General features: G+C 56.9%; 20 protein-coding genes, 1 pseudogene and 1 riboswitch. Of the genes and pseudogenes, 5 read left to right on the forward strand and 16 right to left on the reverse strand.

All coding sequences use genetic code 11. The annotated features are described in order from the left end of the window. The first annotated feature begins 52 nt into the window (after nt 1-52). From B0G52_RS35650 to B0G52_RS22420, 3 genes are read left to right on the forward strand one after another with little or no spacing between them, the layout of a single operon-like run. Complete coding sequence (locus B0G52_RS35650) at nt 53-865, forward strand: hypothetical protein (protein WP_158223826.1); 813 nt, start codon at nt 53-55, stop codon at nt 863-865. 8 nt (nt 866-873) lie between these two features. After that, nucleotides 874-3,078, forward strand: a complete 2,205-nt coding sequence (locus B0G52_RS22415; protein ID WP_158223827.1) for a sensor histidine kinase — start codon at nt 874-876, stop codon at nt 3,076-3,078. Then, nucleotides 3,075-3,737 carry a response regulator transcription factor gene (locus tag B0G52_RS22420; protein ID WP_094047618.1) on the forward strand — a complete coding sequence of 221 codons (663 nt, stop codon included), beginning with the start codon at nt 3,075-3,077 and terminating at the stop codon, nt 3,735-3,737. The genes B0G52_RS22415 and B0G52_RS22420 overlap by 4 nt, the downstream gene beginning before the upstream one ends. 91 nt (nt 3,738-3,828) lie before the next feature. Here B0G52_RS22420 and B0G52_RS22425 read toward each other — a convergent pair whose 3' ends face one another. From B0G52_RS22425 to upp, 12 genes are all read right to left on the reverse strand, one after another. Next, nucleotides 3,829-4,251 carry a F0F1 ATP synthase subunit epsilon gene (locus B0G52_RS22425; protein WP_094047619.1) on the reverse strand — a complete coding sequence of 141 codons (423 nt, stop codon included), beginning with the start codon at nt 4,249-4,251 and terminating at the stop codon, nt 3,829-3,831. A 27-nt stretch (nt 4,252-4,278) separates the two neighbouring features. Further along, complete coding sequence (gene atpD / locus B0G52_RS22430) at nt 4,279-5,697, reverse strand: F0F1 ATP synthase subunit beta (RefSeq protein WP_094047620.1); 1,419 nt, start codon at nt 5,695-5,697, stop codon at nt 4,279-4,281. 49 nt (nt 5,698-5,746) lie between these two features. After that, nucleotides 5,747-6,607, reverse strand: a complete 861-nt coding sequence (atpG, locus tag B0G52_RS22435; protein ID WP_094047621.1) for an ATP synthase F1 subunit gamma — start codon at nt 6,605-6,607, stop codon at nt 5,747-5,749. An 89-nt stretch (nt 6,608-6,696) separates the two neighbouring features. After that, nucleotides 6,697-8,211, reverse strand: coding sequence for a F0F1 ATP synthase subunit alpha (gene atpA / locus B0G52_RS22440; protein WP_094047651.1), 1,515 nt, complete (start codon nt 8,209-8,211; stop codon nt 6,697-6,699). Between the two features lie 46 nt (nt 8,212-8,257). Next, nucleotides 8,258-8,806: a F0F1 ATP synthase subunit delta gene (locus tag B0G52_RS22445; RefSeq protein ID WP_094047622.1), complete on the reverse strand. Its 549-nt coding sequence runs from the start codon at nt 8,804-8,806 to the stop codon at nt 8,258-8,260. Continuing rightward, entirely contained in the window at nt 8,803-9,288 is a 486-nt protein-coding gene (gene atpF / locus B0G52_RS22450) for a F0F1 ATP synthase subunit B (protein WP_094047623.1), read from the reverse strand. Before atpF ends, B0G52_RS22445 begins: the two co-directional genes overlap by 4 nt. A gap of 107 nt (nt 9,289-9,395) precedes the next feature. Further along, nucleotides 9,396-9,620 carry a F0F1 ATP synthase subunit C gene (gene atpE / locus B0G52_RS22455; protein ID WP_094047624.1) on the reverse strand — a complete coding sequence of 75 codons (225 nt, stop codon included), beginning with the start codon at nt 9,618-9,620 and terminating at the stop codon, nt 9,396-9,398. 57 nt (nt 9,621-9,677) lie between these two features. Continuing rightward, nucleotides 9,678-10,433, reverse strand: coding sequence for a F0F1 ATP synthase subunit A (gene atpB, locus B0G52_RS22460; RefSeq protein WP_094047625.1), 756 nt, complete (start codon nt 10,431-10,433; stop codon nt 9,678-9,680). A gap of 1 nt (nt 10,434) precedes the next feature. Continuing rightward, entirely contained in the window at nt 10,435-10,839 is a 405-nt protein-coding gene (locus tag B0G52_RS22465; RefSeq protein WP_094047626.1) for an ATP synthase subunit I, read from the reverse strand. Beyond that, nucleotides 10,839-11,081, reverse strand: a complete 243-nt coding sequence (locus B0G52_RS22470; protein ID WP_094047627.1) for an AtpZ/AtpI family protein — start codon at nt 11,079-11,081, stop codon at nt 10,839-10,841. The genes B0G52_RS22465 and B0G52_RS22470 overlap by 1 nt, the downstream gene beginning before the upstream one ends. Nucleotides 11,082-11,333: 252 nt before the next feature. Then, on the reverse strand, nt 11,334-12,506 hold the full coding sequence (gene wecB, locus B0G52_RS22475) for a non-hydrolyzing UDP-N-acetylglucosamine 2-epimerase (protein ID WP_094047628.1): 1,173 nt from the start codon (nt 12,504-12,506) through the stop codon (nt 11,334-11,336). Nucleotides 12,507-12,522: 16 nt separating this feature from the next. Further along, a complete protein-coding gene (gene upp, locus B0G52_RS22480; RefSeq protein ID WP_094047629.1) occupies nt 12,523-13,152 on the reverse strand; it encodes a uracil phosphoribosyltransferase in 630 nt (209 codons plus the stop codon). Between the two features lie 213 nt (nt 13,153-13,365). Here upp and B0G52_RS22485 point away from each other — a divergent pair, with 213 nt between their 5' ends. After that, entirely contained in the window at nt 13,366-13,662 is a 297-nt protein-coding gene (locus tag B0G52_RS22485) for an LSm family protein (RefSeq protein ID WP_094047630.1), read from the forward strand. A gap of 73 nt (nt 13,663-13,735) precedes the next feature. Here B0G52_RS22485 and B0G52_RS22490 read toward each other — a convergent pair whose 3' ends face one another. The 4 genes from B0G52_RS22490 to B0G52_RS22505 all read right to left on the reverse strand — a co-directional run bounded on the left by B0G52_RS22490 (nt 13,736) and on the right by B0G52_RS22505 (nt 18,979). After that, nucleotides 13,736-15,970 (reverse strand): CAP domain-containing protein, encoded by a 2,235-nt coding sequence (locus tag B0G52_RS22490; RefSeq protein WP_094047631.1) that lies wholly within the window; start codon nt 15,968-15,970, stop codon nt 13,736-13,738. A gap of 192 nt (nt 15,971-16,162) precedes the next feature. Then, on the reverse strand, nt 16,163-17,410 hold the full coding sequence (locus tag B0G52_RS22495) for a serine hydroxymethyltransferase (RefSeq protein WP_094047652.1): 1,248 nt from the start codon (nt 17,408-17,410) through the stop codon (nt 16,163-16,165). Nucleotides 17,411-17,455: 45 nt separating this feature from the next. Beyond that, the gene (locus tag B0G52_RS22500; RefSeq protein ID WP_094047632.1) at nt 17,456-18,070 is read right to left on the reverse strand and encodes a TIGR01440 family protein; all 615 of its coding nucleotides are present in this window, start codon (nt 18,068-18,070) and stop codon (nt 17,456-17,458) included. 183 nt (nt 18,071-18,253) lie between these two features. Then, nucleotides 18,254-18,336: riboswitch (ZMP/ZTP riboswitch) on the reverse strand. Nucleotides 18,337-18,388: 52 nt separating this feature from the next. Continuing rightward, nucleotides 18,389-18,979: a low molecular weight protein arginine phosphatase gene (locus B0G52_RS22505; RefSeq protein WP_094047633.1), complete on the reverse strand. Its 591-nt coding sequence runs from the start codon at nt 18,977-18,979 to the stop codon at nt 18,389-18,391. A gap of 204 nt (nt 18,980-19,183) precedes the next feature. Between B0G52_RS22505 and B0G52_RS36265 the strand changes: the two are divergent. Next, nucleotides 19,184-19,403, forward strand: a pseudogene (locus tag B0G52_RS36265) (RNA-guided endonuclease InsQ/TnpB family protein); the annotation flags it as partial.

The raw sequence follows: 19,403 nt of genomic DNA on the forward strand, positions 1-19,403 counted from the left end.
GACAGCGTTTCGTTAAGCTGATTGCATGACCAATGAGAGGGGATAGCGCGTTATGAATTTGAATGTAACGGATGTGCATGTCAATGGGGGACCGCAGCGCTGGAAAATAATCGGGTTCCCTATTCTCGCAATACTGTTTACGTTATTCGGCTTCTTTTTCCTGGAGGGGGCTACGGAGGCGCTGGAGCCTTGGCAGCCTTCCGATTGCGAAGGCTGCAGCGCCGAAACCGCCGTACCCGATTCCTATCGCTGGCTCGCGACTTCGCACGGCGGGCTGCTCGCTTTCTTGTTCGGCGGCAGTCTGATCGCACTGTTGCGCCGCCCGTTCGAGAAGCCGATGCTGCTTCACTTCTATGCAGCCGGCCATCTCATCTTCCTGGCGGCATTGGCGGCTACCGCGCCTGCCCTTGCACTTGAGAAAGCCTTCATATTCGTCCTGTTCCTGCTCACACTGACGATCCTGTTCGCGTTCTATCACAACCGGTCCAGCGCGATCCGGCTTGACCCGCCCGGCAAATATTCCCGCCCGCTTCTCGCGCTGACGGCGATCGCGGCAATCTTCCTGCTGCCGGTTGCGATTAATGCCGGCATCCAGCAATGGTCGGAGACGGCGGGGCAGTTCCGCTGGGGAGAACACACGGCGATGGTGCTGACCCTGCTGTACGGCGGTGTGTTGACCGCCTCGCGGCGGGCCGGCTCGTCGGCGCTCGGCCTTATTGTAAGCTTGACCTATCTGTACCTTGGCGCTTCGGCCCTTGCGGTTCCGGAACATCCGGGAAGCTGGGGCATCGCAGGGGGAACCGCGTCCCTTCTCTACGGCGCGATCTTCGCCGCCGCTACGATATTCGGCAATCGACCGAGGTGAATCCGTTCTTGAAGGCCTTGTTTAAGCCATTCCTCCAAGCGCAGCATCGCAAGTCCGGCCGCCGCCGTTCCCGGCGGCTGTTGGCGCTTTATGTCGGAATCGCTGCCCTGAATCTGTTCTTGGTCTTATGTTACCTGGCTTCCTTGCCTTCGTATTATGAATATCTGCATGAGACCTGCATCGGTTCGGCGCAAGGCTGTCCGAACGCGTCGATATCCGTCCTCTCCGGGGAATGGCGCGATGCGCTCGGGCTGACGGCTTCGGGAGCGGCCATGCTGCATATCGGCATCGATCTGTTCTTCTTCTGCTGCTATGCGTTCACGGCTGCGCTGATCCTGCTCTTGAAGCCGAAGGACATCCTGGGCTCCGTTACGGCGTTCACGCTTGTCTCGTTTGCCTTCGGCGACCTCGTCTTCAAGCAGTGGGCAGGCTCTGACATTCTCGTCCCCTTCGCGCAGAGCGCCGGGATACTCGGAATCATGTGCTTCGCGCTGTGGTTCCCGAGCGGCCGCATCACTCACGCGTGGGTCGGCTGGGTCGCCGTCGCCGCATTCCTCATCCGTTATGTGCCCGCCCATCTGCCGCTGCCGGCCGTTCATGTCGACAAGTGGCCGCTGGGGCTGTCGTTTGGCTGGCTGATCGTCTTTTTCGGCACACTGGCTTACAGCCAATATACGCAGTACCGCGACAATGCTTCAGCGGAAGCGAGGCAAGCGGTCCGTAAAGTGGCGTTCGGTATTATCGGCGCTTTCGCCGCGCTCATCTGCGTCAATCTCTCGCTTCTCGTATGGCCGCAGCTCTACAAGAGCGACAGCTTCGCGCTCGATCTCGCGATCCGTCTCACGATACTGCCGATTCCGATCACGATCGGCTCCGCCTTGTTGAAGGACCGGTTATGGAACGTTCCCCCTATCGTGCGCCGAAGCGCCGTTTACGCCGGACTGCTTTTTATCCTCTTCGTGATCTACATGGCCACGGTATGGTACCTCGCCCTGGTGTTCCAAGCCCGGAGCGGCTTCTACTCGCTGATCGCGACGGGACTGGTCGCCGTCTTGTTCAGCCCGCTGAAAGTGCTTATGGAGCGGCTGATTAACCGGACCATGTACGGCAAGGGAGAGAATCCGGTATCCTTCCTCGTCGGATTGGGCGATCGATTGAAGGAGCCTCATGCGCCGGAGCAAGTGCTCGCCACGGTTGTGACGACGGTGAAGGACATGCTTCATCTGCCGCATGCCTCTATTACGATTCTGGTAAACGGCCGCGAACAGGACGCGGCAGCGGCAGGTTCGCCGCGCGAGCCGCAGGCCATCCGATTCCCGCTGGTGATGGGAGGAGACCAGCTCGGCAGCTTATATATACTGCCGCGATCGCCCGATGAACCGCTGCGCAAGGCCGATCAGCGGCTTCTTCAGCTGCTTGCGAGGGAATCCGCCCGAATCGTCCACGGGCTGAAGCAGTCGCTCGATATCGGCCGTCTGATGAAGGAACTGCAGACGTCGCGAGAGAAGCTCATCTTCGCACGGGAAGAGGAGAGGCGGTCCATACGCAACAATCTGCATGACGACCTGGCTCCCCGGCTTGCTTCGCTCGCGCTCACCGCTTCGGCGGCGGGCGGTTACATTCGTAAGAACCCCGAGCGGGCCGAGACGATTATCGCGGAGCTTGAAGCCGATATTCGGGTTACCGTAAGCGACATTCGGGAATTCGTCCATAACCTTCGGCCTCCGGCTTTGGATCAGTACGGACTCATCGAAGCTATACGCCAGCGCGCGGATCGTCTGATGTATGTACAGAACGCGCACGGCGGCCGCCCCGACAAGCCGATTCGCTTCGTTCTGTTGTCGCCCGGCGAGCTGCCCCCGCTTCCGGCTGCCGTGGAAGTTGCCGCCTATCGTATCGTATCCGAGGCGTTAGTCAATGTCGTCAAGCATTCCCGCGCCAGCACTTGCGCGGTGACGCTTGCCCTGCAGACGGAAGATCAGTCCGATGAACTCTATGTGGAGGTTGCGGATGACGGCATAGGCCTCTCGGACGCGGCCGGCGACTGGACGGCTTCAGAATTCCGGGAAGCCGGAGTCGGTCTGATGTCGATCCGGGAGAGAGCCGCCGAATTGGGCGGACGGAGCCGGATTGCCCGGCTGGAGGGCGCAGGAACCCAGGTAGCCGCTTGGCTGCCTATGCAAATTCATACCGATTGGAGTGCAGCAGAGTGAAGGTGTGGAAAATACTGATCGCCGACGATCATCCGATGTACCGCAAAGGACTGCGAACGATTCTGGAGACGGCAGACGATATGGAAGTCGTGGGCGAGGCTGCGAACGGTCAGGAAGCGGTCGACCTTTGCGAATCATCGTCGCCCGACGTCATCCTTATGGATATCCGGATGCCCGGCTTGAACGGCGTAGAAGCAGCCAGACAGATCAAGCAGGATCATCCTGGCGTGCATATTCTGTTCCTGACGATGCACCAGGACGATGCGTCGGTCATTACCGCGATGAAGACGGGGGCAAGAGGCTACTTTCTCAAGGATGCGGACAAGGACGAGATCCTTCGGGCAATTCGCGCGGTAGCGGCGGGGGAAGCGATCTTCAGCGCGGAAGTGGCTGCGCGGATGATCGACTATGCGACCCGGTCTTCCTTCCCTCTCGAACGATTCACCCAATTGACCGTGCGGGAGAAAGAGGTGCTCGCTTATATGGCCGACGGATGCTCGAACGCCGAGATCAGCGAGGCGCTGGGCCTGTCGGCAAAAACCGTGTCCAATTACGTAACGCTGGTGCTGAACAAGCTGCCGGCGGCCAATCGCGCTGCAGCCGTGCGAATGGTCGAGAACGCGAAACATGAAGAAGATCGTCTGCGACAGGGTTTCTGACCCAGTGGGATAACAGGAGGTTTGCACGATAAAAAAAGCCGCCCGGCGAAAGATCGTTTCCGATCCTCCGCCAGGCGGCCGATAAAGCCCATTATTGGTTCCGATGCTGGTGTTCCTTCTCGTTGACCGTTTCCAGCCGCAAGATGGCCCGTTGCAGCGCCAGTTCGGCGCGAGCCGCACTGATGTCCGCTTGCTTCTGCGCGAGACGGCGCTCAGCCCGTTCCTTCGCAAGACGCGCGCGGGAAACGTCGATGTCCGACTCAAGCTCGGCAGCTTCGGCGAGAATAACGACTTTGTCCTTGCGCACTTCCATAAAACCGCCGTGAACGGCAATGAATTCGTTCGTATTGCCGATCTTGGCTTTAACCGGAGCCACTTTCAGCGGCGTAACCAGAGGAATATGGTTGGGCAGAATGCCGAGCTCGCCGGCCACGCCTTTAACGACGACCATATTCACGTCTTTCTCGTAAACCTTGTGCTCCGGAGTGACGATCTCTAACCGTAAGGTACTCATATCGATCCCTCCAAACCAGCCGCCGGATTAAACCTCAGCAGCGAGTTTCTTCGCTTTCTCGACCGCTTCCTCGATAACGCCGACGTTGTGGAAAGCCGGTTCCGGAAGATCGTCGTGCTTGCCTTCGAGGATTTCCTTAAAGCTGCGGATCGTTTCTTTGATCGGAGCATAGACGCCCGGGATGCCGTTGAACGCCTCTGCGACGTGCAGCGGTTGGGACAGGAACAGTTGAATGCGACGAGCGCGTTGAACGACCTGTTTGTCTTCATCGGACAACTCGTCCATACCGAGGATGGCGATGATGTCTTGAAGCTCTTTGTAACGCTGCAGCAATTTCTTAACGCCTTGCGCTACGTTGTAGTGCTCCTCGCCGACGATTTCCGGAGCAAGAATCCGGGAAGAGGAAGCCAGCGGGTCAACCGCCGGGAAAATCCCCATCGCAGCGATGTTACGCTCCAAGTTCGTCGTTGCGTCCAAGTGGGCGAACGCCGTAGCCGGAGCCGGGTCGGTATAGTCATCCGCTGGAACGTAGATCGCCTGGATCGACGTTACGGAACCTTTTTTCGTAGAGGTAATACGCTCTTGAAGTTGACCCATCTCGGTAGCCAGCGTAGGTTGGTAACCAACCGCGGAAGGCATACGGCCGAGAAGCGCCGATACTTCGGAGCCCGCTTGGGTAAAGCGGAAAATGTTGTCGACGAACAGAAGAACGTCGCGGCCTTCTTGATCGCGGAAGTATTCCGCCATCGTCAGCCCCGTCAGAGCAACGCGCATACGCGCGCCCGGAGGCTCGTTCATCTGACCGAACACCATCGCCAGCTTCGCGATAACGCCGGATTCCGTCATCTCGTGGTAGAGGTCGTTACCTTCGCGGGTACGCTCCCCTACGCCGGCGAATACGGAAATACCGCCGTGCTCGGATGCGATGTTGTGAATCAGCTCTTGCATCAGAACGGTTTTACCTACGCCTGCGCCGCCGAACAGACCGATCTTACCGCCCTTGGTGTAAGGCGCGAGCAAGTCGACGACTTTGATTCCCGTCTCCAGCATTTCCGTCTGGGTAGTCAAATCTTCGAAAGAAGGAGCTTGACGGTGAATCGGGTTCGTATGCGTGCGATCGACTTCGCCTTTGCCGTCGATCGAGTCGCCCAATACGTTGAAAACCCGGCCCAATGTCGCAGGACCTACAGGAATCGTGATCGGTACGCCCAAGTCGACCGCTTCCGTTCCTCTGACCAAACCGTCGGTAGAGGACATCGCGACCGCGCGAACCAGATTGTCGCCAAGGTGCTGCGCGACTTCAACCGTAAGGCTGACGTCGGTGCCGCTAGCGCTCTCGGCCTTCGCTTCAATTTTAATCGCATTGAGAATGTCAGGCAGATGACCGTGGTCGAACTCGATGTCGACAACAGGCCCCAGAACCTGAACAACGCGCCCTTTGCTCATGGATTTACCTCCTAAAAATAGTGCGATCAGTGAGCAATCGTCACGATTGTTATTGCTGTGCGTTCGCTCCCGCGACGATCTCCGAGATTTCCTGCGTAATCGCGGCTTGACGAGCACGGTTGTAGTGCAGCGTCAAATCGGCGATCATCTTCGTCGCGTTCTTCGTCGCATTGCCCATTGCCGTCATCCGTGCCCCGAACTCGCTGGCTTTGCCCTCGAGTACCGCGCTGAACACGAGCGTCTCCGCATATTTAGGCAGAAGCACGTTAAGCACTTCTTCGGCGGACGGCTCGTATTCGTATTCGGCTTTCTCGCCTCCCGCGGCGATATCGCCAAGCGGAAGCAGGCGTTTAAGCGTCGGAATTTGCGTGACCGCGTTCCTGAATTCGTTGTACGCCAGGTGCAGCTCGTCGTACTTGCCTTCTTCGAAGCCTCGAACCGCTTTGGCCGCAACCTCTTTAATGTCCGAGAACTTAGGGGAATCAGACAGTCCAGTCACTTCCTCGACGATCGGAATTCCGCGTCGCTGGAAGAAGTCGCGCCCTTTGCGGCCGATCACGAATACGGCGTACTCGTCCTTCGAGTTATGCTTCTCTTTAATCGTCAACAGCACTTTACGCAAAATGTTGGCGTTGTAGCCTCCGGCCAGACCGCGATCCGAGGTAATTACCAGGTACGCCGTTCTCTTGATCGGACGGCTCTGGAGCATCGGATGCTTGCTGCCTCCCGAGGCGGACGCAATGCTGGATACGACTTCCTTCAGCTTATCCGTGTAAGGTCGAGCGGAGACGGCTGCTTCCTGGGCTCTTCTCAGCCGCGAAGCGGCGACCATCTCCATCGCTTTCGTAATCTGCTTCGTATTCTGCTTGCTCTTGATCGAGCGCTTGATCTCGCGCATCCCTTTAGCCAATCGTTTCACCACCTTATTGCCAGGCTTGCCGACGGCAAACCCGGCTCAAGCTTATTGTTGCGATTCGAGTTCCATGTTCCGACTCTATATTATGCCGATGCGTTAAAGCCCTTCTTGAACGTCGTGATTGCGTCGATCAGAGCGCTGTCGGTGTCGGCAGTCAAATCCTTCGTATCGCGGATCGACTGGAAGATTTCCGGACGATTCGCTTCCACGTAAGCAAGGAACTCCGCTTCGAAGCGGCGAACGTCCTGTACGGGAATCGTGTCCAGATGGCCTTTGGTTACGATATACAGAGATACGACTTGACGCTCGACCGGAAGCGGCTGGTTAACGCCTTGCTTCAGAATTTCGAGCGTGCGGATTCCGCGATCCAGACGCGACTTCGTCACTTTGTCGAGGTCGGAGCCGAATTGCGCGAACGCAGCCAATTCACGGTATTGCGCGAGGTCGGTTTTGAGCGTGCCCGCAACCTTCTTCATCGCTTTGATCTGAGCGGAGCTGCCTACCCGGGATACGGAAATACCGACGTTAACCGCCGGACGTTGACCGGAGTAGAACAGGTCTGCTTCAAGGAAGATTTGACCGTCGGTAATCGAGATTACGTTGGTCGGAATATAAGCGGAGACGTCGCCCGCTTGCGTCTCGATGAACGGCAGAGCGGTCATCGAACCGCCGCCCTTCTCGTCGCTCAGCTTGGCAGCGCGCTCGAGAAGACGGGAGTGCAAGTAGAATACGTCGCCCGGATAAGCTTCACGGCCCGGAGGACGGCGAAGCAAGAGGGAAAGTTCGCGGTATGCGGCGGCTTGCTTCGTCAGGTCATCATAGATGATCAGAACGTGCTTGCCGTTGTACATGAATTCTTCGCCCATCGATACGCCCGTATAAGGAGCGAGATAGAGCAATGGAGCCGGTTCGGACGCGTTCGCCGTTACGACGATCGTGTATTCGAGAGCGCCATGTTTGCGCAGCGTTTCAACCAGACCGCGCACGGTCGATTGCTTCTGACCGATCGCAACGTAGATACAGATAACTCCGTTGCCCTTCTGGTTAACGATCGTATCGACCGCGATCGTCGTCTTACCCGTTTGACGGTCGCCGATGATCAATTCCCGTTGGCCGCGGCCGATCGGAATCATCGCGTCGATCGCTTTGATACCGGTCTGCATCGGCTCGTGAACGGATTTACGATCCATAACGCCCGGAGCCGGGGATTCGATAGGACGAGTCTTCGTCGTGTTGATCGGTCCGTTGCCGTCAACCGGCTGTCCCAGAGCGTTCACGACGCGGCCGAGCAATTGCTCGCCGACCGGAACTTCCATGATGCGGCCGGTTCTCTTGACTTGGTCGCCTTCGCGGATGCCTGTGTAAGGACCCATGATGACGACACCGACGTTGTCTTCTTCCAAGTTGAGGGCCATGCCGATAACGCCGCCTTCGAACTCGAGAAGCTCTCCCGCCATACATTTTTCCAAACCGTGCACGCGCGCGATTCCGTCACCGACCTGGATGACGGTGCCGACGTCGACGACTTGAATATCGGATTGATATTGCTCGATCTGCTTCTTGATCAGAGTACTGATCTCTTCGGGCCTAATACTCAATTCGTTCACCCCTGTCTCCATTGCTTGCAAATGGTATTGTTATTCGTTAGATCGCCGCGGTTTGCAGCGTTTTGTCCAGACGTTCGAGTTTGCCCTTCAGACTGCCGTCGTACAGCGTATCGCCGATGCGAACGGTCAAGCCTCCAAGCAGTTCGGGATTAACGGAATTCGTAACCCGGACGGTCTTGCCGAGCAGCGCGCCGAACTTGTCGGCCAGCCTGGCCTGCTCGTCCGCGCTGAGCGGCTTCGACGAAGTGACATGCGCGTCCGCGCGCCCGAGCGCTTCGCCCGCGACCTGCAAGTAGGCGGCAAGCACGGAAGCAAGCTCGCCCTCGCGTCCGCGTTCGATCAGCAGGTTGACCGTTCCGAGAACGATCGGAGAAGCTTCCGCTCCGAACGCTTGGATCAGAGTCTGCTTTTTCGTCTCCAGCGTAATGTTCGGGGCCGAGAGAAACGCGCGCAGTTCCGCGCTGCTTTCTACGACGTCCACGATCAGCTTAAGCTGGCTTTCCGTTTCGGCTACGAGCCCTTTGTCGTTCGCGGCTTGGAAGAGCGCCTTCGCATAGCGTTTGGCGATTACCGAACCGCGGCTCATGATTTATTCCCTACATTCTGCAGGTATTGTTCGACAAGCTCCTTCTGGGACTGCTCGTCGACTTGTTTCTCGATAATCTTCGAAGCGATCAATACGGACAAGCCGCTGACTTGCGCCTTAAGGGCAGCAAGCGCCTTGTTCTTCTCGGCTTCGATTTCGCGACGCGCTTCTTCCTTGAGGCGGTCGGACTCGCTGCGGGCGGTTTGGATAATATCGTCCGCCTGTCTGGAACTCGTGATTCTCGCTTGCTCGATAATGTCGTGAGCTTCCTTGCGAGCTTGCTGAAGCGCTTGCTTCTGCTCTTCTATGAATTGATCCGCTTCCTCGCGATTTTTCTTCGCGCTGTCCATTTGCTCCAAGACCATTTGGCGTCTTTTTTCCATGATGCCGAACAACGGCTTGAACGCAAAGCGCTGCAGCAGGAAGAACAAGATCAAGAACGCGACCAACTGAACGAAAAAGTTAGACCATACGATGTTCATTAGGGGGATCCGCTCTCCTTTCATACGGCTTTCGTGAACTTAGTTTCGTGCCTTGCAAAACGAAGGCGTGGAGGCAACGGCACTCCCCGCCTTGTTCCTATTCCGTACTACTCGGCTTGACCCATCAAGATGAACGCAAGAACGAGGGAGATGATCGGAAGGGCTTCGACCAGACCTACGCCGATGAACGCCGTCGTTTGCAGAGAACCGCGCAGCTCAGGCTGACGGGAGATACCTTCGATTGTTTTGCTGAAGATCATACCGTTACCGATACTCGCGCCGAACGCACCAAGACCAAAAACAATTGCCGCTGCCAACAGACCGTATACCATTTGTAAATCCTCCTCGGGAATGTAGGGTTTATTTTAATTAGAGTGAATCCATATCGATTAGTGATCTTCGTGAATACTCGCTTGGCCGATGTACACCATGGTGAGCATCGTGAAGACGAACGCCTGGATAGCGCCTACGAAAATACTGAATCCTTGCCACACCAGGAGCGCCGGAATACCGATCCAGCCCATGCCCAGGATGATGCCGATCATAACTTCGCCCGCGTAAATGTTACCGTATAGACGAAGACCGAGCGTAAGAGGCTTGGCCGCCGTCTCGATCAGGTTGATCGGGAGGAAGAATGGCCACGGCTCGAAGTAGTGCTTCAGATAGTGCTTGCGATTATGACGGAAACCTTGGATATGCGACAGACCGATAACCGTCAGCGCCAGCGCCATCGTCATCGCGGCGTCGGCCGTAGGCGATTTCCACCAAAGCCATGCCAGATGATCGTGCGCTTCCTTGACGACCAGCTCTTGTCCGAACACGGTTTGTCCCTCATGTCCTTCCGTGACGATCCCGAACGGCAAGCCGAGCATGTTGCTCACGAAAATGTACATGATAAGCGCAAGTCCGAGCCCGGTATAGATCCGGCCTTTCTTGAAATCCGTCGCCATGCCGATAATGCTCTGAACGAATTCCACGACCCACTCCAAGAAATTCTGTAGCTTTCCTGGGTTTTCCACCGACAGGTTGCGCACGGCCAACCGCGCCAGCACAAATACGATAATGCTGGAGATGATGACCATCAGAATGGCGGAGAGATCGAATTCGATGCCGAAAATCTCGATAATGGGCACTAAATGATCCATGTTACTGCTTTTCACCCCTTTCATCTGAGGGATGTCCATTGCGTCTGCGGATGGACGATAATCCCAATACGAGTGTTGCCATCGGAGTGACAATTAATCCAGCTACCGTGGCGGCCGGATCGTACCCCAACGTCCTGACGGAAATGACCGCGGCGAGCAAGGCGATCGCCGCCCTGGACAAGAAGCCGAAGCCTCTCCCCCTGCGTCCTCCGACAACCAAATCGGCAATGCGGATTACCTTCCATGCGAGCTGCCATGTAAAAAGGATGCTGCCGACCGCTCCGATCAGGAAACCTCCGAAGTAGATTTCCCATTCGGGCTTGATCGCCCAGCCCAAGCAACCCAAGAACAGAAAAAAGAATGTAACGCGGCTAATCTTGCGCATAACTACCGAAATATCGTCCATTATGACCCCCTGCCTCCCGCATATTTGCGGATAAGGCCGATTGCCGAACCGATTCCGGCGACGAGACCGACGATCAGACCGATGACGTAACCGCTATCGGTGCCGTTCCTCTCATCGTATACGCTGCCAAGCCACCAACCGAGACCGACCAGAACGGCAAGCTCCGCACCGATCGCCGTCACGAGTCCGGCCGCCCGCCAAGGGTTGTCGTCCTGCGGAGGGCTCTTCGGGGAATCCGCCATTTTTCGTCGCTCCTCGCTGTTTCCTCGGTAGGATGAAATCGGACCAAAGTAAGCCCTTTCCACCCAAGTTCCACGTTATATTGTAGCTTTGCGTCAAGCGGTTTGTCAATCAAACCAAATTCAAATTTTGTGTGAACGGAATGGATGAAAACCGCGTAAAATCAAGACTTTCCGGCCCCGCAAACCATACAGTTCAACTGTACGCTGTACGGCTCGCAAGGCTTTCGGGGCACGCCGGCGAATTCGCTCTTCCTATCGGCCGAACGGCTCCGGACGCGTCGCTCCCAGAAAGTGGTGCAAAATCGCTTCGACAATTCTTTTCGACGCCCGTCCGTCGCCATAAGGATTCGAGGCTTCGCTCATCCGCTTGTACAGCGCCGAGTCGGTCAGCAGCGCCCTCGTCCGCGCATAGACGTCCTCTTCCTCCGTGCCGACAAGCTCCAGCGTACCCGCTTCGATGCCTTCCGGACGCTCCGTCGTATCCCGCAGCACCAACGTCGGCACCCCGAACGAAGGCGCTTCCTCTTGAATGCCGCCGGAATCGGTCAGAATGAGATGCGTGTGCGCATAGAAGTTGTTCATTCCCACGATGTCCAGCGGCTCGATCAATCGAACGCGGGGATGGTCGCCGAGAATTTCCCGGGCAGGTCCGAGAACGGCCGGATTCGGGTGCACCGGGTAGACGATCGCAACGTCTTCGAATTCGTCGGCGATCCGCTTGACTGCGCGGAAAATTTGCCGATGAGGCTCGCCCAGCGATTCGCGGCGGTGCGCGGTCATCAGGATCAACCTCTTGCCCGAAGCCCAGTCCAGAACCGGATGGGCGAAATCCGGCTTCACCGTGTATTGGAATACGTCCGTAGCCGTATTGCCGGTGACGTAGATCGTTTCCGGATTTTTGTTTTCTTTGAGCAAGTTGCCCTCCGACCAGGAGGTCGGCGCAAAATGCAAATCCGCCAGCACGCCGGTCAGTTGGCGATTCATCTCCTCCGGGTACGGAGACAGCTTGTTCCACGTCCGCAGTCCGGCCTCCACGTGCCCGACCTTGATCTGCTGCAGGAAGGAGGCGTAACTGGCGAGGAACGTCGTCAGCGTGTCCCCGTGAACGAGCACGATGTCCGGCTTCGCTTCCTTCAGCACCGGCTCCAGCCCTTGAAGGACGCGAATCGTAACGTCGTTCAGCGTCTGGCTCGCCTGCATGACGTCCAGATCGTAATCGGGCTCGATTCCGAACACCTCAAGCACTTGATCGAGCATCTGGCGATGCTGCGCGGTCACGCACACGACCGACTCGATCTGCTCCGGATATTTCTCCAGCTCCAAAATCAGCGGCGCCATCTTGATCGCTTCCGGCCGCACGCCGAAAATCGTCATGACCTTGATTTTATTGCCCACTCTCTTCTCCCCTTCTGGCGGCAAAACCATTATTCCCTTATTCTCGTTATTTCGTTCCGTACAGCCGGTCTCCCGCGTCGCCCAGCCCCGGAACGATGTATCCGTGCTCGTTCAGCCTCTCGTCCAGAGCTCCCAAATAAATATCGATATCCGGATGCTTCTCCTGGACCGCTTTGACGCCCTCCGGAGCGGCGATCAGGCACATCAGCTTCGTCGGACGGCATTCCCGCGCCTTCAGCATGTCGATCGCGGCGTTCGCGGAGCCTCCCGTAGCGAGCATCGGATCGATGACGATCAATTCCCGCTCCTTCACGTCGGAAGGCAGGCTGCAGTAATACTCCACCGGCTGCAGCGTATCGTGGTCGCGGTACAAGCCGATATGGCCGACCTTGGCGGACGGGATAATCTTCAACACGCCGTCGACCATTCCGAGTCCCGCGCGCAAAATCGGGATCAATCCCATCATGCGCCCTGCGATGACTTTTCCTTCTGCGGCCTGAACCGGCGTCTCCACCCGTACGGTGGACAGGGGAACGTCCCTCGTCAGCTCGTACGCCATCAGCATGGCCACCTCGTCCACCAGTTCCCGGAATTGCTTCGTATTTGTCATTTTGTCACGGATAAACGTGATCTTGTGCTGGATCAACGGATGATCGCAAATGACGAGTCGTCCCATTATGTTCTTCCCTTTCTCAGACGGCTCCCGCAGTCGCGCTGGGCGCTGCCGGCCGTGCTCCTATGTAGCTTGCCCCGTACATTATATCATTGTCTCCGAACGGGTGCATAACATCCTTCCTTGGTTGCGCGGATTTCGTCGAAAAATCTTTGGGCTTCACCTTCCAATAGGCGCACGCATAGCATACAGAAGAGATCTCTAGGAGGAATGCCTATGCCATCCCGTTCCGCAAGCGGCAACACGGCGGAATTGTATAAAGCCGACAGCGAATGGCGCGATCAGTTGCGGAAAACCCGCGAGAAGCTCGCCGGCGTATGCGGCCAGTGCATGAACCGCCGAATCCGCGTGGAGACGATCGACGGACATACGTACGAAGGCGTCGTCGTCGGAGCGGACAACACTTACCTGCACGTCATGACCGGTGACGCCCGCTTCTTCGGCCCTTACGCTTCCAACGCGATCCTTACGCTGGTGCTGTTCGAGCTTCTGGTGATCACTTTGCTGATCTGAACGGCGAATGCCAAAGACCCTTCGGCGAGCTAACCGCCGAAGGGTCTTTGGCATCTATAGCAGTCCCGCCCCGTCACTTGCCGGAACCTGAAATCCTGTGCAGCAGCGTCGCCAATTCGGCTCTCGTCAGCCATTGGCTCGGACCGAAGGATTCGTAGGTTTTCGGCACGGCTCCGCTTTTATCCCGATATCCGGTTGCCCATTGCCGATCATACATGTATTGAACAGCTTGTCTCTCCGTCTTCGGCGCTTCGGTCCAGTAGGAGACCAGAATTCCCGCCATTTGTGCCCTCGTGATCGGTTCGTTGGCCGCCTTGCGGTTATCCGGCCCTCCCCGCACCGGCAAGCGGAGCTCGGCGGCGAAGCGATACCCGTCTTCCGCCCACCAGGACGGTTTCTCGCCTTGTGCCTCTTGCCCCCCGTCATAGCGATAGAGCAGCGTCAGCAATTCCGCTTCCGTCAACGCCCCGGATGGAAGGATGTAGGCTTTGGGCGGTTTATTTCCGTCTTTCATCTCGATTCCTCGCAAATACCCGTTCTCAATCGCCCATGAGACGCTTTCCGCCCAATAAGCTTTCGGATCGTAATCCGGGAATCGAGTGCCGATGTCAATCGGTTGCCGGTCCGGAAGCGCCTCGGGGGATGTCGTTCCTTCGGACTGGGCTGCCGGGAGGAAGCTCCCCGCCCCGGTCTTGAATGAAAAGCGATCATAGAGCGCTCCGTTCCTGTGAACGGTCAGCGTATACGTTTCATTCGGCTTCAAGGATTCTCTTGGAATGATTCGGTAATCCCGAACGCTCTGGCTGACTCCAAAGTCGTACACATCGACCTCCACGCTCTTCGACTTCGAATCGGCCAGCGCAAATTGGTAACGTCCAGCCGTCTTGATCCGATAGGTAACGGGAAATCCGCCATACGAAGGAAGCGCGCTTTTTAAGCGATTGTTGACGTAATCGACGTAGTACGGATTGATAAGCTCCACTCCGACTTGGCCGTCATAGGGATAGTGGACAGGCTCGGCATTCGGTTCGACTTCGTCGGAAATCAGTACAATGACGTCCTCATAACGGCCTATCCCCATTTCCGTATTGCTGTCGGTAATGAATCCTTGTCTGTAGGAGGTATCCATGACTACGATATCGATGACTTTATCCAAATCCGTTATCCCGTTTAAGCTTGCAAAATAGATCGCGTTCGATTTCCCCGCTTGCCGAGCAAGTTCGTAAGGAGTCGGTCCGTCATGAATGCTCGCCGGCTTATCCGTGTAAAGATATTTGGCGTAATCCCGGGCAACTTCGCTAAGTCGTTCGTCGAGCTTCATCGGAGCGAGATTCATCTTGGCCCTCACTTCGTTGAGCCTGGACAGCGCGCTCTCCAAATCGGCAGGCGGCTTATAAGGAACCTTCGGCTCGATGCCGGGCGTCTCCAGCGGCAATTCGGGATTAGCCGGCTGCTGCGGAACGCGAACCGGGGCGTTAGGGTTCGTGGTGGTGTAGTTGAACTGATCGAACCATTGGCCTTGTTTCTTCACCGTTACCGTATAGGTGCGGTTTTGAGAAGCAATATCTTCCGGGAACAAGTATTTCGTTAGTCCAGCGCTTCCCGAGAAATAAGGAACCTTCCGCCCCTCCTGATCCGTAATTTCAAAGTCGTAATCTCCCTGCTCAACGAACGTATACGTCACAACGTAGCCGGTAAGCTTCCATGGGATGCTGAACACTTCAAACGGATCCGGTCTCTCCATCCCGCTGCCGAACATGTTGTCGGGGACGACCTGATCGTCATATGGATAATGATACGGTACGGTCTGTTGAAGATTAGCCAACCCTGTATTAATAACCAAGTAATCGCCCGCCCGACCAATTCCGATCTCGATAAGCCGATGATCCAGCAGCCCTAATCTGTGAAATGGACCGGACATAAATTGATCTATGCCCGATTTGACGTCTTGACCCCAAAGCTGCTCGACGACTTCTCCGAATGACGCCGCTTGCCCCTGGTAACCTGCAAACAGGATTCTTTCCTTCGGTCCTTCGCCCGTAAATCCGTCCAATCCGCGTTGTTGTTCGTGTTGAACGACGCGATGCTTACTCAAGTATTCGGCATGGCTTTGCGCCGACTGATTCAAATACGGATTAAGAACAACCTGGCCCACGCCGACTTTACCGCGAATCTGATTGAGATAATTCATCGCTTCGTAGTGCTCGTTAGTGAAGGATGGATTGGCGTAAGCGCCTTGAATCGGAAAGCCGGTGGAAAAAAGAACGATTGCTAGAAATGCCAGCAACGCTTTCATGATTTGTTTCACTGAGTCGCATCCCCTTTCGACATAAGTGGTTCTATTATACTACAACTTTTTTACCACAAACCTTGAAGATTTCGTTTATTTGGAAACCAGATTAGGAGAATCCGCAATGCAGCAAGCTCAGCCAGGTTTGTCCCGCAAAAGAAAAAAAGCCGTCTCGTATGAGACGACCTCTTTCGTTATGCATTCCCCAAATTAATATTCCAGGTTCGGATACAAAGGATATTGCGCGGTCAGATCGGCGACGATCTTGCGGGCTTGATCCAGCTTCGCTTCGTCCTTCGTATTCTTCAGCGTCAGCGCAATGACTTGCGCGATCGTCTTCATCGCGTCGACGCCCATGCCGCGCGTCGTGATGGCCGGAGTACCGATCCGGATGCCGCTCGTGATGAACGGGCTTGTCGGATCGAACGGGATCGCGTTCTTGTTGACGGTGATCGCGACCGAATCAAGCACGTGCTCGGCTTCTTTGCCCGTAATGTTCAGGTTGCGGGTATCGATCAGCATCAGGTGGTTGTCCGTGCCGCCGGACACGATGTTCAGTCCTTCGGCTACAAGCGCTTCGGCCAGAGCCTTGGCGTTCACGACGACGTTGCGCGCGTAATCTTTGAACGAAGGCTGCAGCGCTTCGCCGAGAGCGACCGCCTTGGCCGCGATGATGTGCATCAGCGGGCCGCCTTGCGTTCCCGGGAATACCGCTTTGTCGATCGCGGCCGCCCAAGCTTTGCGGCACAGAATCAAGCCGCCGCGAGGACCGCGAAGCGTCTTGTGCGTCGTCGTCGTAACGAAGTGCGCGTAAGGCACCGGATTCTGATGCTCGCCGCCGGCCACGAGGCCCGCGATGTGCGCCATGTCGACCATGAACAAAGCGCCTACGTCATTGGCGATTTGGCCGATTTTCTCGAAATCGATCGCGCGCGGATATGCGGAAGCACCCGCTACGATCAGGCGAGGACGGTGTTTGAACGCCGCTTTGCGCAGCTCCTCGTAATCGATCGTGAACGTCTGGTCGTTAACGCCGTAAGCGACGAAGTTGTACAGCAGGCCGGACGCGTTAGCCGGGTTGCCGTGCGTCAAGTGGCCGCCGTGCGCCAGGTTCATGCCCAGCACCGTGTCGCCCGGCTTCAGGACGGCCAGGTAGACGGCCAGGTTCGCTTGCGCGCCGGAGTGAGGCTGAACGTTGGCGTGCTCGGCTCCGAACAGCTCCTTCGCGCGATCGCGCGCGATCTGCTCCGGAATGTCGACGTATTCGCATCCGCCGTAGTAACGTTTGCCCGGATAGCCTTCGGCATATTTATTCGTCAGCACCGTGCCCATCGTTTCGAGAACGGCTTCGCTGACGATATTTTCGGAAGCGATCAGTTCGATGTTGTCGCGTTGACGTTTCAATTCCAGGTTCAGAGCTTTGACGACTTCCGGATCTTGATTGCGCAGATTTTCCAACATAATAGCTATTCCTCCCGTTTTGCAATTCAGATTGGTCTTTCGTTAATCGCAAGCGTTCGAAGATTGGCTTCCGCCGGTCCCTTCTTCGACCGGGGCCGAGGCTCCGGTCAGCTCATACACGGCTCTGGCGCCCCCGATCAGCTTCGGCCGGGTCGCCGCCATGTTCACTCGGGCATGCCCGATCTCGCGAACGGACGGCCTAAGCGGAACCGCCACGGGACGAAGATGCATCCCGATCAGCGTCTCGCCGATGTCGATGCCCGCGTGTACCTGCACCGCTTCGACAAGGCACGGCTCCTCCATGCGGCGATAAGCGTACGCAGCCATCGAGCCGCCCGCTTTCGGAACAGGGACCGCCGACACCTCCGTCCAGCCTTGAGCTTCGGCCAGCCGGCGTTCCGTTACGAGCGCCCGGTTCAGATGCTCGCAGCATTGCCAGACGACGTGTACGCCGATGCGCTCCCGCGCCCGCTCCACGCCCTTGTGGATTTCGCTCGCGACCTCTTCCGCCCCAGACGTCCCGATGCGCTGTCCTCTCACTTCGCTTGTGCTGACACCCAGCACGACTATCTGGCCCGGACGGACGTTGCCCATCCTTGCCAATTCGTCCATCAAGCCTTCCACCTGATCGGCTATCGAACGAGACTCCGCAGTCATACCCGACAACCTCCTAACCGCACAGTTGTTCCGTAGACGACAATACAGGTATTATACCTGAATTCCCCCGGCTCAAACATCGGGCGGATGTCGAACCGCGTCGCAGAGCGCCTCCAGCCGGCGTTCGCGATCAGCTTCAAGCGGGAAAAAGACAAAAAAGAGCAAGCGCGCTTCTCGCACGCTGCTCTTCGCCCAGGCGACCGGCCGTCATTCCGATGCTCCACCGTGGTATACTCCACTTGTCGTCGCCAGTCACATCGGAACCTTGAAGTTATATTCCCATCATACCGAAGGTCTGCCAAAAAATCAATCACCGGCTTACGAATCGCGCCGTTCCCGATCCCATTTGTCGATCAGCGTCATTAAAATGTCCTCGATCTCGTCGGCCGTCCGCTCATAGAGAGACAACGGTCCCCCGAACGGGTCGGCGATATCGAAGTCCGGAATAGTCCGCTGCAGCTCGAACAACCGCGCCTTCTCCTCGTCCGTCAAAGCTTCTCCGAGCAGCTGCTTCACCTGCCACTCCGAATACAGCCGCTCCGCCTCCGCCACGTCGTCCATGACCGGATCTCCGCGCAGCGCGTATTCCTTCAGCGTATACGTCTTGGACAGCGCTTCGGGGTATCTTTCCAGAATCGCCCTCTTGTGTCCCGCCGTCATCGTCAGAATAAGATTGGCCCACAGCACCTCTTCGGCGGACAGCGGCGTCGAAGCTCCGGGAAGCTCCAGATTGCGCCTTCTGAGCGCCTCCGCCGCGTTCGGCGAGATCGGCGAGCCGCTGGCGGCGGCTATGCCCGCCGAGCGAATCTCCAGCGGCTTGCCGCTGCGGGCGGCCAGGTCCTTGAAGATCGCTTCGGCCATCGGACTGCGGCAAGTGTTGCCCGTGCATACGATCAAAATCCGATTCATGGTCTCCCCCTGCCAACATGTTGTGATGGATAGTCTCTATCAGCACTCGCCGAGAGGACTCCCGCTTCTGCAAGCGGTGAGGTGAATCGGCGACCTCCAGAACATGCCCTCAAAGATGCGCTTTCCTTCCGTCTGTATTCGCGTTAAAATGAAATGAGAACATACATTCGCAAGATGGGTTTGGAGGGAGGTGAAGTTGAAGTCATGTCGGATTTAACGATAGTATACAGGACCCACCAAGTGTGGGTCAAACCCGGCCACCGGTTGTTTGCGTACCTGGAGCAAGCCTGTCAGAACGCCAAAAACCTGTACAATACGACCAACTTTTATATCCGTCAGGTGTTTACTTCTTTTGGGCGGAACGAGCCCCTTCAGCCGTTGCAGCAACAAGTGATGAACACCCTGAAAACGCAACTCGAAGCGA

This window comes from Cohnella sp. SGD-V74, from assembly GCF_003001675.1.
Classification (GTDB): Bacteria; Bacillota; Bacilli; order Paenibacillales; family Paenibacillaceae; genus Cohnella.